Genomic DNA, 14,847 nt, shown 5'->3' with positions numbered 1-14,847 from the left:
TTGCGGCGGCCAGAAACACCGAAATGAGCGAGCCATCTGGTCGATTTTGACCCACTGGCCGCTTTCAAAATTGGCGAAGGCCGAAGTCAGCCAGAAAAACCGCTCTACTTCAGACCTTCCTTAAGAAAACGCCGCGACCTTTACAGAGTCGCGGCGTTTTTCTGGCTTGTGTCTGCCTGAGAGCACGCGGTGCAATGCCGTAGCCTGGATGTTCTCCAGGTAAAAGCTGTCCTAAGTGCCCCTCTCCCATCGGGAGAGGGGCTGGGGGGAGAGCGTTTCGGCGAATCCCTCACCCCGGCCCTCTCCCAGGGGGAGAGGGAGAACAACAGCTGCAGACCTGAACCAAGAAAAGTCAGGCCGTGGCCGTGTGCCGCTAAGTGAACAGCATTAGCCGCAGGTGCGGGGCGTGCGAACGAGCCGTTCGGGCCTATTCCTTGACCTTCATATCCAGCGACAGGTCGCGGGCGGCCTTGGTGGCGAGAATGCCCATCAGCTGGCCGATCTCGTCCTGGCGGCTGGCGCTGGCGCCGTTGCCACTGGCGCCCATCATCACGCCCGGTACCGGCGCCTGGGCCGCGGCCTCGGCCCACACCTTGTTGATGGCGATCAGCGCCTCGAGCTTGGGCTGCAGGGCGCCGTCCGCCTCGATCACCGCCTTGCGCGCGTAGGCTTCGGCGTCGGCGGTGATCTTGGTGGCGTCGGCGGTGATGGCGGCCTTGTCGCGCAGCAGCTCGGCGGTCTGCTTCTCGATCTCGGCGCGCTGCTTCTCGCGCTCGGCGTTGATCACCGCCAGCTGCTTCTCGGTCTCGGCCTGGGTGGTGCGCTCGATCTGGTCGCGCAGGGTCTCCTGGCGGCGGGCTTCCACTTCCTTCTCGCCGCGGGCGGTGACCAGGAGCTTCTCTTCCTCTTCCTTCAGCCGGTTCTGCCGGGCCACGGCCAGCTCGGCCAGGGCCTGCTGGACCTTGACCATGCGCTGCTTGTATTGCGGGTTGGGGTCGACGTTGGTGATGCGCGCCTCGACCACTTCCACGCCGTACTTGCGGAACTGCTGCTGCTTGCGTACCGGGATGCCCTTGCTGTCCATGACCTTCTCGGTGACGAACTGGCTGGCGCTGTTGTCGCCGAAGCTGCCTTGCTCGCTGCCGGCCTGGAGGATGGCGGTCTGGCTCGGCAGGTGGCCGCGAGGGGCGCGCACTTCCTTGCGCTTGATCAGGTACAGGCCGTCATTGAGCTGGTTCTCAAATTCGGCGGCGAATTCGCTGCGCGCGCCGGCATAGAAGTCGTCGGCGCTCATCAGCGAGGCGGTGGCCTGCAGGGTCTCCTTGATGGCCGGCACCAGCGCGGTCTTGATGAAGTTTTCCGGGTTGCGGTACTCCTGGGCGATCTTCAGGAACTGCTCGCCGGAGGGCAGGCGGAAGCGCGCCGAGGACTCGACCTTGGCGTCGACGTTACCGAGGAAGACGATGGGGAAGGCCTCGATGGTGGCGCTCAGGTTGTTGTCGTCGCTGCCGTCGGAGTCCAGCCCCTTGTCCAGCACGGACTGCACGCTGAGGGCCTTCTTCCAGGGGGTGGCGCGACCGAACCACTTGGTGGCGTAGCCGACGTCGTCGACGACCTTCTCCTCGCCGAAGATGGTCCGCACGTGGGTGGCATAGCCGGCCTCGTTGTAGAAGAAGACGCCGTTGAAGCTGGCGAAGCCGACGGCAGCGACGAGGGCGGGCACGCCGACATACTTGAGCAGGCTTCTGGAGGCGGTTGCGGCGGGGATGTCCATGATCTGTCCTTGACTGCTGGAGGGAGTCGGCATGCTGCGCAGCCCTAATGGCAGCGTCAAGTGGCAGAGTGCCAGGCTGTGGCGCAGCTCGCGCCAACGGGCTCAGGCGAGCGGGAAGGGGGCCTGGTGGAAGCCGCCCTCGTCCACCTGCAGGGCCCAGCCCTGCCTGTCCCAGTCGCCGAGGACGATGCGCCGCGCGGGCTGCCCGTCCACCTGCAGTTGGTGCATGGCGGGGCGATGGGTGTGGCCGTGGATCAGGGTACGCACCTTGTGCGCGGCCATGACCCGCGGCACTTCGTCCGGGGTCACGTCGACGATTTCGCTGGCCTTCATCCGCGTCTGTGCGCGGCTCTCGCTGCGCAGCTTGCGCGCCAGCTTGTGGCGGGTGGCCAGCGGCAGGTTGCGCAGAATGAACAGGGAGAGCGGGTTGCGCAGCCAGCGGCGCAGCTTCATGTAGGCGGCGTCCAGGGTGCACAGGCTGTCGCCATGCATCAGCAGCACCGGCTCGTCATTGAGGCGGACCACGCAGGAGTCTTTCAGCAGGGTGCAGCCGGCGGCGCGGCAGAAGGCGCGGCCGATGAGGAAATCGCGGTTGCCGTGCATCAGCAAGATGCGCGTGCCAGCATCGCTCAGCTCGCGCAGGGCGCGGGCGATGTCCTGCTGGAAGGGCGACATGCCGTCGTCGCCGATCCATACCTCGAAGAAGTCGCCGAGTATGTACAGCGCCTCGGCCTCGTGCGCGCGGGTCTTGAGGAAATGCACAAACGCCCGGGTGATGTCCGGGCGTTGCTCTTCCAGGTGCAGATCGGAGATCAGCAGGATCATGTCATTCAGCAGACCGATAAAAACGTAGCGAGCGACGGCTAGGCTAGGCGCGGATAGCCGAGGAACGCACTGGGCTCGCACCCGAGTTTACAAAGGGTAAATGAGCATTCCGAAGCTGGCCGCAACGACGCATAGCCTAGCGCAGTAGTTTTTGGCGGTCTGTCAGACGATTTCGGCTTTCTCGATGACCACGTCATCCACCGGCACGTCCTGGTGGCCGGACTTCATGGTGGTGGCCACGCCCTTGATCTTGTCGACCACGTCCATGCCCTCGGTCACCTGGCCGAACACGGCGTAGCCCCAGCCCTGCATGGTCGGTGCGCTGTGGTCGAGGAAGCTGTTGTCGGCGACGTTGATGAAGAACTGCGCGGAGGCCGAGTGCGGCTCCATGGTGCGGGCCATGGCGATGGTGCCGACCTTGTTGGACAGGCCGTTGTTGGCCTCGTTCTTGATCGGCGCGCGGGTGGGCTTCTGCTTCATGCCCGGCTCGAAACCGCCGCCCTGGATCATGAAGTTGCCGATCACGCGGTGGAACACGGTGCCGTCGTAGTGGCCTTCGCGCACGTACTGTTCGAAGTTGGCGGCGGTTTCCGGGGCCTTGTCGGCGAACAGTTCCAGGGTGATGACGCCGTGGTTGGTGTGCAGCTTGATCATGGCGGATGCGCTCTCGAATTCGGGCAAGGCGGGCAGGGCGGCGGCGCGTTCGCGCCAGAGAGCCACTCCCGGTCGCATTGCGGCTGTCAGGGATATAGCGGGTTGAGTATCATACGGGCTTTGTCTCGACCGGCCTACCTCCCGCGCGGAGGCCGCACCGCATCTAAGGACACCATGAGCAAGCCCACCGTCGAAAAAGCCGCCAACTTCCTGCGTCCCATCGTCCAGGCCGACCTGGACAGCGGCAAGCACACCAAAGTCATCACCCGCTTCCCGCCGGAGCCCAACGGCTACCTGCACATCGGCCATGCCAAGAGCATCTGCCTGAACTTCGGTCTGGCCGAGGAATTCGGCGGCGAGTGCAACCTGCGTTTCGACGACACCAACCCGGCCAAGGAAGACCAGGAATACATCGACGCGATCAAGAGCGACGTCGAGTGGCTGGGCTTCAAATGGGCCGGCGAGGAGCGCTACGCCTCCGACTATTTCGACCAGCTGCACGCCTGGGCCATCGAGCTGATCAAGGCCGGCAAGGCCTTCGTCTGCGACCTGAACGCCGAGGAAATGCGCGCTTATCGCGGCAGCCTGACCGAGCCGGGCAGGAACAGCCCGTTCCGCGACCGCTCCGTGGAAGAGAATCTCGACCTGTTCGCCCGCATGAAGGCCGGCGAATTCGCGGACGGCGCCCGCTCGCTGCGCGCGAAGATCGATATGGCCTCGCCGAACATCAATCTGCGCGACCCGATCCTCTACCGCATCCGCCACGCCCATCACCACCAGACCGGCGACAAGTGGTGCATCTACCCGAGCTACGACTTCACCCACGGCCAGTCCGACGCCATCGAGGGCATCACCCACTCCATCTGCACCCTGGAGTTCGAGGACCATCGCCCGCTCTACGAGTGGTTCCTGGCCAACCTGCCGGTGCCGGCGACCCCGCGCCAGTACGAGTTCGCCCGCCTCAACCTGAACTACACCATCACCAGCAAGCGCAAGCTCAAGCAGCTGGTCGATGAGCGGCACGTCGCCGGCTGGGACGACCCGCGCATGTCGACCCTGTCCGGCTACCGTCGCCGTGGCTATACCCCGGCCTCGATTCGCACCTTCTGCGACATGATCGGCGTCAACCGCGCCGGCGGCGTGGTCGACATCGGCATGCTGGAATTTGCCATTCGCGAGGACCTGGACGCCAACGCCGCCCGTGCCATGTGCGTGCTCAAACCGCTCAAGGTGGTGATCACCAACTACCCGCAAGGGAAGGTCGAGAACCTCGAACTGCCGCGCCACCCGAAGCAGGACATGGGCGTGCGCGTGCTGCCGTTCAGCCGCGAGATCTACATCGACGCCGGCGACTTCGAAGAGACGCCGCCGGACGGCTACAAGCGCCTGATTCCGGGTGGCGAAGTGCGCCTGCGCGGCAGCTATGTGATCCGCGCGGATGAAGCGGTGAAGGACGCGCAAGGCAATATCGTCGAACTGCGCTGCAGCTATGACGAGAACACCCTGGGCAAGAACCCGGAAGGGCGCAAGGTCAAGGGCGTGATCCACTGGGTGCCGGCCGCCGAGAGCGTGGAATGCGAGGTGCGCCTGTACGATCGCCTGTTCCGCTCGCCGAACCCGGAGAAGAGCGAGGAGGGCGGCAGCTTCCTCGACAATATCAACCCGGATTCGCTGGTCGTTCTGCAGGGCTGCCGCGCCGAGCCGTCGCTGGCCATGACCACGCCGGAGGAGCGCTTCCAGTTCGAGCGCGAGGGTTACTTCGTCGCCGACCTGAAGGACACCAAGCCGGGCAAGCCGGTGTTCAATCGTACCGTCACCCTGCGCGACTCCTGGGGAGCCTGATCCATGGCGTTGTCCATCTACAACACGCTCAGCAAGGTCAAGGAAGCCTTCCAGCCGCTGGAAGGCAACAGCGTGCGCATGTATGTGTGCGGCATGACCGTGTACGACTTCTGCCATATCGGCCACGCCCGCGTGATGGTCGCCTTCGACGTGGTCACTCGTTGGCTGCGTCAGCGCGGCTATGACGTGACCTACGTGCGCAATATCACCGACATCGACGACAAGATCATCAAACGCGCCCAGGAGAACGGTGAACCGTTCGAGGCCCTGGTCGAGCGCATGATCGCCGCGATGCACGAGGACGAAGGTCGCCTCAACGTGCTGCGCCCGGACCTCGAGCCGCGCGCCACCGGCCATATCGCCGGCATGCACCAGATGATCCAGACCCTGATCGACAAGGGCTACGCCTACGCGCCGGGCAATGGCGACGTGTACTACCGCGTCACCAAGTTTGAAGGCTACGGCAAGCTCTCAAGGCGCAAGATCGACGAGCTGAAGATCGGCGCGCGCATCGAGGTCGACGAGATCAAGGAAGACCCGCTGGACTTCGTGTTGTGGAAGGGGGCCAAACCGGGCGAGCCGAGCTGGGATTCGCCCTGGGGCAAGGGCCGGCCGGGCTGGCACATCGAATGCTCGGTGATGTCCACCTGCTGCCTGGGCGAGACCTTCGACATCCACGGCGGCGGCCCGGACCTGGTGTTCCCCCACCACGAGAACGAGATCGCGCAGAGCGAGGCGGCCACCGGCAAGCTCTACGCCAAGGCCTGGATGCACGCCGGCGCGGTGCGCGTGGACGGCGAGAAAATGTCCAAGAGCCTGGGCAACTTCTTCACCATCCGCGAGGTGCTGGAGAAGTACCACCCCGAGGTGGTGCGCTACCTGCTGGTATCCAGCCACTACCGCAGCCCGATCAACTACTCGGAAGACAGCCTCAAGGAAGCCAAGGGCGCCCTGGAGCGCTTCTACAACGGCCTGAAAGGCTTGCCGGAGGTGGCGCCAAGCGGTGGCGAGGCCTTCGCCCTGCGCTTCGGCGCGGCGATGGACGACGACTTCAACTCGCCGGAAGCCTGCGCCGTGCTGTTCGAGATGATCCGCGAGGTCAACCGCCTGCGCGAGACCAACGTGCAGGCCGCCGCCGGCCTGGCCGCCCAGCTCAAGCAACTGGCCGGCGTGCTCGGCGTGCTGCAGCTGGAGCCGGACGCCTTCCTGCAAGCGGGTGCCGCCGGCAAGGTCGACGCCGCCGAGGTCGAAGCCCTGATCGCCGCGCGCCTGCAGGCCCGCGCCGACAAGAACTGGGCAGAAAGCGACCGCATCCGCGACCGGCTCACCGCCATGGGCGTGGTGCTGGAAGACGGCAAGGGCGGAACGACCTGGCGGTTGGCCGAGTAGCCTGCTTGGCCCAATAAAGAACCGCTCGTAATGAGCGGTTTTTTTTATTGGGTCGGCAGCGGTTGATTTCAGTTCGTGGCGTTTCCGGGCGTTCTTGAGCTGGCCGATCTCAGGGTATGGGGCGACCAGAAGGTCATGCTGGAGGGTCACTTCCAGTCTCTAACGCCATATTTGCGCAGTATCTCCCCCAGCCTCCCCGAGTGGCGCAAGTCGGCCATCCCCTTGTCGAATGCCTCAATCAGCACGTCACCCTTCGTGCCCTTTGGGCCGAAGGCCATATAGATGGGCTGTGGTGTGTCGCAGCCTGCCGAGATCACCTGTTGGGCAAGCCCGGTTCTGAGCAGTTGGTAGTCCATCACCACGCCGGCTTCGATCATGCCGTCCAGGCTGCCATCGACTAGTTTGCGCAGGTTGCGCATGCTTGGCTGATCGCCGGAGGTGATGAAGAGCTTGGGGGCGTTATCGGGGCGCTCGATCCATTCTTTAAAGCCATCCTCATAGACGTAGCCCAAGGCAATGCCCAGGCGTTTGATCGAGTTCAGGTCGTCGGCATTGCCCCTGTATCTGGCGGGGTTGCCGGAAGCGACATACAGGCAGTCGTAGATCAAGCCAATGGGCTCTTGGCCGACCTGCAGACCTTCTCTCTCGGTGATATCGCTGCCTGCGCCAATGGCGGCAGCGCTTGTGCCTTTCTTGACGTTGTGTACTGCGCGCTTCCACGGGAGGACGCGATAGTCGATTTCGTCCTGCGCAAAAACTGCGTTGAGAATCTCGATTGCGTACCCGGGGGCGGCATCCTCCGGTCGGCAGTTGATGGGACACCACTCATCGGCCACCACCTCGAGGCTCGCCGCGTTCACGCCGATATCTACCAGCAATAGCAATGTCGGCAGATATCTGACGCTAGGGCTCATCGACAGGCTCCTTTGCTATCGGCTGGCAGTGAATGGCCTGCAAAGCGAGGGCGGTGTTTTTAGCCTAGCTCAGCTTCTGGCTAGAAAACCCGGCAGGGAGCGGCGAGCGAGTGGGGGCGCTTGTTTCTCTCGGTGGGGCGGGAGGCGACGGAGCCGCATTGAGCGGCTCCGTGCATCGTTCATTAACCGCGCGACAGCGGCGGCGTGCGCGGCGGCACCAGGCGCTTGGAGCCGGTGGACTCATAGGCGGCGGCCAGGCGCAGCAGGCTGTTGTCGTCGTAGGCGCGGCCGGCGAAGGTCAGACCCACCGGCATGCCAATGTCGGCCATCACGCCCATCGGCACGGTGACGGTGGGTACGCCCAGGTGGCGGATGGCCAGGTTGCCGTTGGCCACCCAGACGCCGTTGCTCCAGGCGATATCGGCGGAGGCCGGATTAATATCGGCATCCGCCGGGCCCACGTCGGCCACGGTGGGGAACAGCACGGCGTCGAGCTTGAGCCCGTCCATCCAGTCCTCCAGGTCGATCTTGCGGGTCTTCTCCAGGCCGCGCAGGCCGTCGGGCAGGGTCGCGATCTGGTCCCAGGGCTTGATGCCGCGCTTGGCCATGTTGACGTATTCGTCCATGCCGGCGGCCAGGTCGCCCTCGCGGTTGGGCAGGGTGCCCGGGTCGTGCGGGAAGATCTGCGGGCCGTCGACGTCGGCCAGGCGGTTGAGCTTGGGGTCGCCGTTGGCGCGCAGGAAGTCGTCGAAGGCCCAGCCGGACAGCTCCCACAGTTCGTCATGGAGGAACTCCGGGGTGACGATGCCGCGGTTGAACACGGTGGGCGCGCCGGGGCGGTCGCCCTCGCAGTTGGACACCAGCGGGAAGTCGACCTCGATCACTTCGGCGCCGGCCGCTTCCAGTGCCCGGCGGGCGGCCTCCCAGAGGGCGATCACCGAGGCTCGGGTATGGATGCGCTGGCCGGTCGGGCCGCCGATGCCGGGGTTGTCGCTGGTGCCGGCCAGCTCGTCCTTGTTGATGAACATGCGCGGCACGCCCAAGCGCTTGCCCCTGAGGGACTCGGCGCCGGCGGCCAGTTGCAGGTAGGAGGCCGGGCGCACATCCGAGGCCTTGGGGATCGGCACCCAGGGCTGCAGGCGCCACAGGTCGCCACGCTTGTCGGCGTCGTCGGCCACCACCACGTCGAGCACTTCCAGCAGGTCGGCCATGGTGCGGGCGTAGGGCACCACCACGTCCATGGTCGGGGTCAGCGGCCAGTTGCCGCGCACCGAGATCACCCCGCGCGAGGGGGTGTAGGCGCACAGGCCGTTGTTCGAGGCCGGGCCGCGGCCGCTGGACCAGGTCTCCTCGGCCAGGCCGAAGGCGGCAAAGCTGGCGGCGGTGGCGGTGCCGGCGCCGTTGGACGAGCCGGAGGCGAAGGGCGCGGTCAGGTAGGCGGCGTTGTACGGGCTCTCGGCGCGGCCGTAGACGCCACGCTGCATGCCGCCGTTGGCCATGGGCGGCATATTGGTCTTGCCCAGGCAGATGGCGCCGGCGGCGCGCAGGCGCTCGATGGTGAAGGCGTCGCGCTGGGCGACCAGGTCCTTGAACGCCGGGCTGCCGGAGGCGGCGGTGAGGCCCTTGACCAGGTAGCTGTCCTTGGCGGTGTAGGGGATGCCGTCCAGCGGGCCGAGCGTCTCGCCGCGCGCGCGGCGGGCATCGGAGGCCTCGGCTTCCTTGAACGCCTCGGGATTGCGCACGACCAGGGCGTTGAGGCGGGTCTCGCTGTCGGGGCCGTCGTAGGCGTCGACACGGGCGAAGTAGGCCTGGACCAGTTCGACGGCGGTGGTGCGGCCGGACTCGAGCGCGGCGCGCAGTTCGGCGATGGACACTTCGGTGACTTCGATCATGTTGCCAACTCCAGCTACAGGTGGGGCGTGTTTACATTCCAGGCGAATGCCTGATCGTAAATTCGATATTTATCGACAAAAATCATTGTAACGGATATCGGAACAAAGTTTCGACAGGTCGTCGGCAGATTTCTATCAAGGTTAGGTCGCCGGATGCGAGTCAGTATGTGCCGGCCATCGGCGGTAGCCGCCGCGGCACCGAACTCTTCTTGACGATGGCGGTGTTGGTCTCCGCGTGGGCGTTGAGGCGGTCGAGCAGTTCGTCCAGCTGCTCCATGCTGCGCACCTGCAGGCGGGCGACGAAGCAGTCCTCGCCGGTGATCTTGTCGCACTCGGTGAACTCGGGAATGGACTGGATCAGGCGCTCCACCTCGTGCAACCGGCCGGGCAGCGGGCGTACCCGGACGATGGCCTGCAGCTGGTAGCCGAAGTGGCGTGGGTCCACATCCACCCGGTAGCCGCGGATCACTCCGCGCTCCTCCAGGCGGCGCAGGCGCTCGCCCACGCTGGGCGAGGACAGCCCGCTGATCTGCGCCAGGGCCTTGAGCGAACGGCGCGAGTCTTCCATCAGCGCCTTGAGCAGAAGTTGGTCGATTTCGTCGATCATATAGGTCTCGTTAGGTAAAGGTTGTCTCTTGCCTTCGTAATAAAGGCAACGCTCTGGTTTCACCTTAGATTAGTCCTGGAGCGGGGCGGGTGTGCGGCCGAATAATGAACGCACCCAAACCGGAGGACCTGACCATGGACAAAACCCTCAAGCGCGGCTCGCTGGAGATGATCGCGGCGATGCTGATATCCGGCACCATCGGCTGGTTCGTCCTGGTCTCCGGCCAGGCGGTGGTCGACGTGGTGTTCTGGCGCTGCCTGATCGGCGGTGCCCTGTTGCTGCTGGTGTGCTCCGCGCTCGGCCTGTTGCGCGGCGAGTGGCTGGGGCGCCGCATGCTGGCCCTGATGGTGCTCAGCGGGGTGGCCATAGTCGGCAACTGGCTGCTGCTGTTCGCCTCCTACTCCAAGGCTTCCATCGCCATCAGCACGGCGGTGTATAACGTCCAGCCCTTCATGCTGGTGGGGCTGGCCGCGCTGTTCCTGGGTGAGCGCATCACCTGGGCCAAGCTGGCCTGGCTGGGGCTGGCCTTTCTTGGCATGCTGGCCATCGTCAGCGCCCATGGCGAGGCCGGCACGGCGGGGGACAACTATCTGCTGGGCATCGCCCTGGCCCTGGGCGCGGCGCTGCTCTATGCGCTGGCGGCGCTGATCGTCAAGCGCCTCACCGGTACGCCGCCGCACCTGATTGCGCTGGTCCAGCTGCTCACCGGCGTGCTGATGCTGGCGCCGCTGGCCAGCCTGCAATTGCCCGAGCAGACGCAGGCCTGGGCCAGCCTGGCGGCGCTGGGCATCGTCCACACCGGGGTGATGTACATGCTGCTGTACAGCGCCATCCAGAAGCTGCCGACGGCGCTCAGCGGGGCGCTGTCCTTCGTCTATCCGATCGCGGCGATATTCGTCGACTGGCTGGCCTTCGGTCACCGCCTGAGCCCGTTGCAGTGGCTGGGCGTGGCGGCCATCCTGCTGGCGGCGGCCGGCATGCAGCAGGGCTGGAGCCTGCGCCGGCGGCGCGTGGCGGCGGTCTGAGGTTCAGAGCAGGCCGCGCAGCCGCGCCGAGCGTGGCCAGGCCAGCCTGATGCATATCCACAGGCAGAGGATGCCCACGATGGCCGACAGGACGGCGAAGCCGGCCTGCATCATGATCAGCTGATTGAACAGCTCCGGATCGTCTTCGCGCAGGATTCGCGTGGAAGAGGCGCCGCGTGCGCCCTGCGAGACCATGACGCCCTGTTGGAAGTCCATCAGCGTGGAGGCGGCCACGCCAATGCCGAGCAGCAGGAAGAAACTGCCGAGGATAAGCAGCGCCATCATGCCGTGATGCTCGTGGCGGGTGTTCTATGAGGGAAACTCGCAGGGCCGGGGCGTCGCATCTCGCAGGGTATCCTTGCCGCAGTGGTGGGGCGCGATTCAATCGTCGCGGGTCAGTACTTCCAGCAGTTCGATCTCGAAGATCAGGTTGGCATGCGGCGGGATGGCGCCGACCTGGCGCTCGCCATAGCCCAGGTGCGCCGGCACCCAGAGCTTGCGCTTGCCGCCGACGCGCATGCCCATCAGGCCGCGGTCCCAGCCCTGGATCACCCGGCGGGTACCGATCACGCACTGGAAGGGCTTGCCACGCGCGTAGGAGGAGTCGAACTCGCTGCCATCCTCCAGCCAGCCGCGGTACTGGGTGGTGATCAGCGCACCCTTGACGGCCTCCTTGCCGGTGCCGATGTGCAGGTCTTCGATCTTCAGTTCGTCGTTCATTGCGGGACTCGTCGAGAGGGATCGGGCGGCAGTCTAGGGGCTGAGCGGAGGTTTTTCGAGCCTGCCGTCCAGGGCGCCGTGCTGCCCGCCGCGACCTCCGCGCAGGCAGCGACAACGGAAGCATTCTCGCGGATGCGCCTGGCGCGAGGAGACGCCATTCGGAGAGCGGGCGCTGTTTTGCTTGTCGCCGGCACCGCCAATTCGCTAGCGTTCCGCTTATGACCGGACATCCACAGCAAGGAAGTGAAGTCGCCATGACGCAGGCACAGGAATCACACGGGCTGCAGGGCCCGGGCGAGCGGCTGGAGCGGCGCCTGCAGGCACGGCGGCTGGTGCAGATTGTCAACGTGCAGTGCGTGGTGCTGCTGTGCATCGGCCTGGAGCGAGTGGTGGCCGAGCGCTGGCTGGACACCGGCCTGGTGGCGTTGGCGCTGCTGGTCGTGCTGGCGGGGCGGGTGATGATCGGGCGCGATTGGCTGAACACGGCCGTGACGCTGATCCTGTTCAGTTTCACGGCGCTGGTCTCGGTGTCGCTGTGGTTCAGCCAGGGCCTCTACAGCGGCGCGCTGCTGTGTTTCCCGGGCATCCTGATCGTGGCCGGCATGGTGGCGCCGCTGCGCCTGTTCGTTGCCCTGCTGCTGTGCATCCTGGCGGTGGTGGCGTTCCTCACATACGCCGCGCTCAGCGGCTTGCAGAGTTTCACGCCGTCGCCCCTGGGGCTCGGCCGCATGCTCAACGTCAGCGCCATTCTGGTGATGTGCGCGGTGGCGGTGTGGCTGCTGGCCAACGACCTGCGCCGCACATTGCTGCGCTTGCAGGAGGAGATCCTGAGGGTGAAGGACTCGGAGGCCAACTTCACCCACCTGGCCCAGCACGACGCCCTGACCAACCTGCCCAATCGCCTGCTGGTGCGCGACCGCATGGAGCAGGCCATCGGCCACGCGCGGCGCGACGGCAAGCAGGTGGCGCTGCTGTTCCTCGATCTGGACAACTTCAAGACCATCAACGACTCCCTCGGCCACGCCGTCGGCGACGAGCTGTTGCAAGGCGTGGCGCGGCGCCTGCGCGAGGTGGTGCGCGACATCGATACGGTGAGCCGGCAGGGCGGCGACGAGTTCCTCCTGGTGCTGGCCGATGTCGAGGACCTGGGCGCGGTCTCCGCGCTGGCCTCCCGTCTGCAGCAGCATCTGGCCGAGCCCTTCCGCCTCAAGGGCATGCAGATCGTCAGTTCCAGCTCCATCGGCATCTCGCTGTTTCCCGGCGACGGCGAGGACTTCGACACCCTGCTCAAGCACGCCGACACGGCGATGTACCAGGCCAAGTCGGCCGGGCGTAACACCTACTGCTTCTTCGACGCGCGGATGAACGCCGACATCCGCGAGCGCCTGGCCCTGGAGCAGGACCTGCGCCAGGCGCTGGTCCGTGGTGAGTTCATGCTGCACTACCAGCCCATAGTCGACCTGCACACTGGCCGACTGCTGGCCGCCGAGGCCCTGCTGCGCTGGCGCCATCCGCAGCGTGGCCTGGTCGGCCCGGACCTGTTCATCCGGGTCGCCGAGCAGTCGGGGCTGATTGCCGAGATCGGCGAGTGGGTGCTGGACGAGGCCTGTCGCCAGGCCATGCTCTGGCAGGCGGCCGGGCTGCCGCGCCTGGTGCTGTCGGTCAACCTGTCGGCGGTGCAGTTTCGCCGTGGCGATTTGCAGTCCCTGGTGGCCGCCGCGCTGGATCGCTACGGCCTGCCGCCTTCCTACCTGGAGCTGGAGCTGACCGAGTCGATCCTGCTGCAGGACTCGCCGGCCTTCATCGAGCAGCTGCGCCGCCTCAAGGCGCTGGGCGTGCGCCTGGCCATCGACGACTTCGGCACCGGCTATTCCAATCTGTCGTACCTGCAGCGCTTCCAGGTGGACAAGCTGAAGATCGACCAGTCCTTCGTGCGCAGGCTCAACGACAATCCGCAGGACCAGGCCATAGTCACCGCCATCGTGCAGATGGCCCACAGCCTGGGGCTGCAGACGGTGGCCGAGGGCATCGAGGACGAGGCGATCCATCGGCGCCTCGCCGAGCTGGGCTGTGAGCTGGGCCAGGGCTTTCTGTTCGCCCGGCCGCTGACGGCGGCCGACTTCAGCCTGTTCGCCCGTGGCCGGACAGTGCCGGTCTAACCAGCCTGCAGGCCGCGCTGCAGGGCTAGGTCCCAGGGCGGCACGGGGCCGAAGCGACGCTTGAGGAAGTCCAGCAGCAGGCGGGTGCGCGAGTTGGCATCGCTGGCCAGGCGCAGGGCATAGATGCCGCTGGGCTCGGCCGGCGGCAGGCCGCCTTCGCACAGCAGCGGCAGCAGTTCGCCGCGCAGCAGGTACTCGCTGGTCAGCCAGGTCGGCAGGTGGGCGATGCCGAGGCCGGCGAGGGCGCTGCACAGCAGGGTCTCGGCATTGTTGGCGGTCAGCCGCAGGCGGCCGGGGCGCAGCAGCTGCGGACGGCCGTCCACCTCGAAGCGCCAGGCGTGCGGCGGCGCCAGGGCGTCCCAGTCCAGGCCGTCGTGTTGCGGCAGCTCGCGGGCGTCGCGCAACAGGCCACGGCGCTGCACGTACTCGGGGCTGGCGCAGAGCACCCGGACCATGGGCGCCAGCGGCGTGGCGACCAGGCGGGTGTCGGCCAGCGGGCCGATGCGCAGCACCAGATCGACCTCGCCCAGGTGCTCGCCGCGCAGGTCGACGAAGCTGTCGATCAGCCGCAGCTGCACGTCCAGCCCGGGGTAGAGGCCGAGAAAGTCGGCGATGGCCGGGGCCAGGTGGCGACGGCCGAAGGGCGAGGGCGCGTCGATGCGGATCAGCCCCTCCGGCGCGCTGCTCAGCGACACCGCCTCGGCACGCGCCTGGTGCAGTTCGGCGAGGATACGCCGGGCGCGCTCGGCGAAGGCCAGACCGGCCGCGGTAGGCTTGATCGCGTGAGTGCTGCGCTCGCAGAGCGTGCAGCCCAGGGCGCGCTCCAGGGCGTCCATGCGCCGCGCCACCGCCGAGGGGCTGAGCTGCAGGCGGCGGGCGGCGGCGGAGAAGCTGGCGGCTTCGAGCACCTCCAGATAGAGGGCGAGCTGTTCGGTGAGCTGGTCGGGATTCATGGCATGCCTTTGCGTAACTTGCAAAGCCATTGTGCACGGCTATGCGTTTCATGGCCATGCTTCGCCCGCTAGCATGCCTGCCAGTGTGTTGGA

General features: G+C 66.3%; 13 protein-coding genes. 4 read left to right on the top strand and 9 right to left on the bottom strand.

All coding sequences use genetic code 11. From position 1 onward, the window contains the following. Window positions 1–427: 427 nt before the first annotated feature. From AAFN46_RS06660 to AAFN46_RS06650, 3 genes are all read right to left on the bottom strand, one after another. Window positions 428–1,774: an SPFH domain-containing protein gene (locus tag AAFN46_RS06660; protein WP_347807899.1), complete on the bottom strand. Its 1,347-nt coding sequence runs from the start codon at window positions 1,772–1,774 to the stop codon at window positions 428–430. A gap of 102 nt (window positions 1,775–1,876) precedes the next feature. Further along, complete coding sequence (gene lpxH / locus AAFN46_RS06655; RefSeq protein WP_347807898.1) at window positions 1,877–2,599, bottom strand: UDP-2,3-diacylglucosamine diphosphatase; 723 nt, start codon at window positions 2,597–2,599, stop codon at window positions 1,877–1,879. A 162-nt stretch (window positions 2,600–2,761) separates the two neighbouring features. After that, entirely contained in the window at window positions 2,762–3,253 is a 492-nt protein-coding gene (locus AAFN46_RS06650; RefSeq protein WP_347807897.1) for a peptidylprolyl isomerase, read from the bottom strand. A 174-nt stretch (window positions 3,254–3,427) separates the two neighbouring features. Between AAFN46_RS06650 and AAFN46_RS06645 the strand changes: the two genes are divergently transcribed. Then, entirely contained in the window at window positions 3,428–5,095 is a 1,668-nt protein-coding gene (locus AAFN46_RS06645; protein ID WP_347807896.1) for a glutamine--tRNA ligase/YqeY domain fusion protein, read from the top strand. A 3-nt stretch (window positions 5,096–5,098) separates the two neighbouring features. After that, window positions 5,099–6,484, top strand: a complete 1,386-nt coding sequence (gene cysS / locus AAFN46_RS06640) for a cysteine--tRNA ligase (RefSeq protein ID WP_347807895.1) — start codon at window positions 5,099–5,101, stop codon at window positions 6,482–6,484. A 146-nt stretch (window positions 6,485–6,630) separates the two neighbouring features. Here the strand turns inward: cysS and AAFN46_RS06635 are convergent, their stop codons facing one another. The 3 genes from AAFN46_RS06635 to AAFN46_RS06625 all read right to left on the bottom strand — a co-directional run bounded on the left by AAFN46_RS06635 (window position 6,631) and on the right by AAFN46_RS06625 (window position 9,897). Further along, complete coding sequence (locus tag AAFN46_RS06635; protein WP_347807894.1) at window positions 6,631–7,398, bottom strand: transporter substrate-binding domain-containing protein; 768 nt, start codon at window positions 7,396–7,398, stop codon at window positions 6,631–6,633. Window positions 7,399–7,580: 182 nt separating this feature from the next. Beyond that, window positions 7,581–9,290 (bottom strand): amidase, encoded by a 1,710-nt coding sequence (locus AAFN46_RS06630; protein ID WP_347807893.1) that lies wholly within the window; start codon window positions 9,288–9,290, stop codon window positions 7,581–7,583. A 160-nt stretch (window positions 9,291–9,450) separates the two neighbouring features. Next, a complete protein-coding gene (locus AAFN46_RS06625; RefSeq protein ID WP_347807892.1) occupies window positions 9,451–9,897 on the bottom strand; it encodes an Lrp/AsnC family transcriptional regulator in 447 nt (148 codons plus the stop codon). Window positions 9,898–10,031: 134 nt separating this feature from the next. Between AAFN46_RS06625 and AAFN46_RS06620 the strand changes: the two genes are divergently transcribed. Continuing rightward, entirely contained in the window at window positions 10,032–10,922 is an 891-nt protein-coding gene (locus AAFN46_RS06620) for a DMT family transporter (RefSeq protein WP_347807891.1), read from the top strand. Between the two features lie 3 nt (window positions 10,923–10,925). Here AAFN46_RS06620 and AAFN46_RS06615 read toward each other — a convergent pair whose 3' ends face one another. Both AAFN46_RS06615 and AAFN46_RS06610 read right to left on the bottom strand, forming a co-directional pair. After that, the gene (locus AAFN46_RS06615; RefSeq protein WP_347807890.1) at window positions 10,926–11,207 is read right to left on the bottom strand and encodes a hypothetical protein; all 282 of its coding nucleotides are present in this window, start codon (window positions 11,205–11,207) and stop codon (window positions 10,926–10,928) included. A 96-nt stretch (window positions 11,208–11,303) separates the two neighbouring features. After that, window positions 11,304–11,642: an FKBP-type peptidyl-prolyl cis-trans isomerase gene (locus AAFN46_RS06610; protein WP_347807889.1), complete on the bottom strand. Its 339-nt coding sequence runs from the start codon at window positions 11,640–11,642 to the stop codon at window positions 11,304–11,306. Between the two features lie 254 nt (window positions 11,643–11,896). Here AAFN46_RS06610 and AAFN46_RS06605 point away from each other — a divergent pair, with 254 nt between their 5' ends. Next, on the top strand, window positions 11,897–13,801 hold the full coding sequence (locus AAFN46_RS06605) for an EAL domain-containing protein (RefSeq protein WP_347807888.1): 1,905 nt from the start codon (window positions 11,897–11,899) through the stop codon (window positions 13,799–13,801). On the opposite strand, the gene AAFN46_RS06600 is transcribed toward AAFN46_RS06605, so the two are convergent. After that, window positions 13,798–14,754 (bottom strand): LysR family transcriptional regulator, encoded by a 957-nt coding sequence (locus tag AAFN46_RS06600; protein ID WP_347807887.1) that lies wholly within the window; start codon window positions 14,752–14,754, stop codon window positions 13,798–13,800. The genes AAFN46_RS06605 and AAFN46_RS06600 overlap by 4 nt on opposite strands. Window positions 14,755–14,847: the final 93 nt, after the last annotated feature.

It is taken from the genome of Pseudomonas sp. CAU 1711 (assembly GCF_039888625.1).
Lineage (GTDB): Bacteria > Pseudomonadota > Gammaproteobacteria > Pseudomonadales > Pseudomonadaceae > Aquipseudomonas.
Note: the sequence above shows the minus strand (reverse complement) of the source record. Positions and strands in the feature narration are given on the sequence as shown.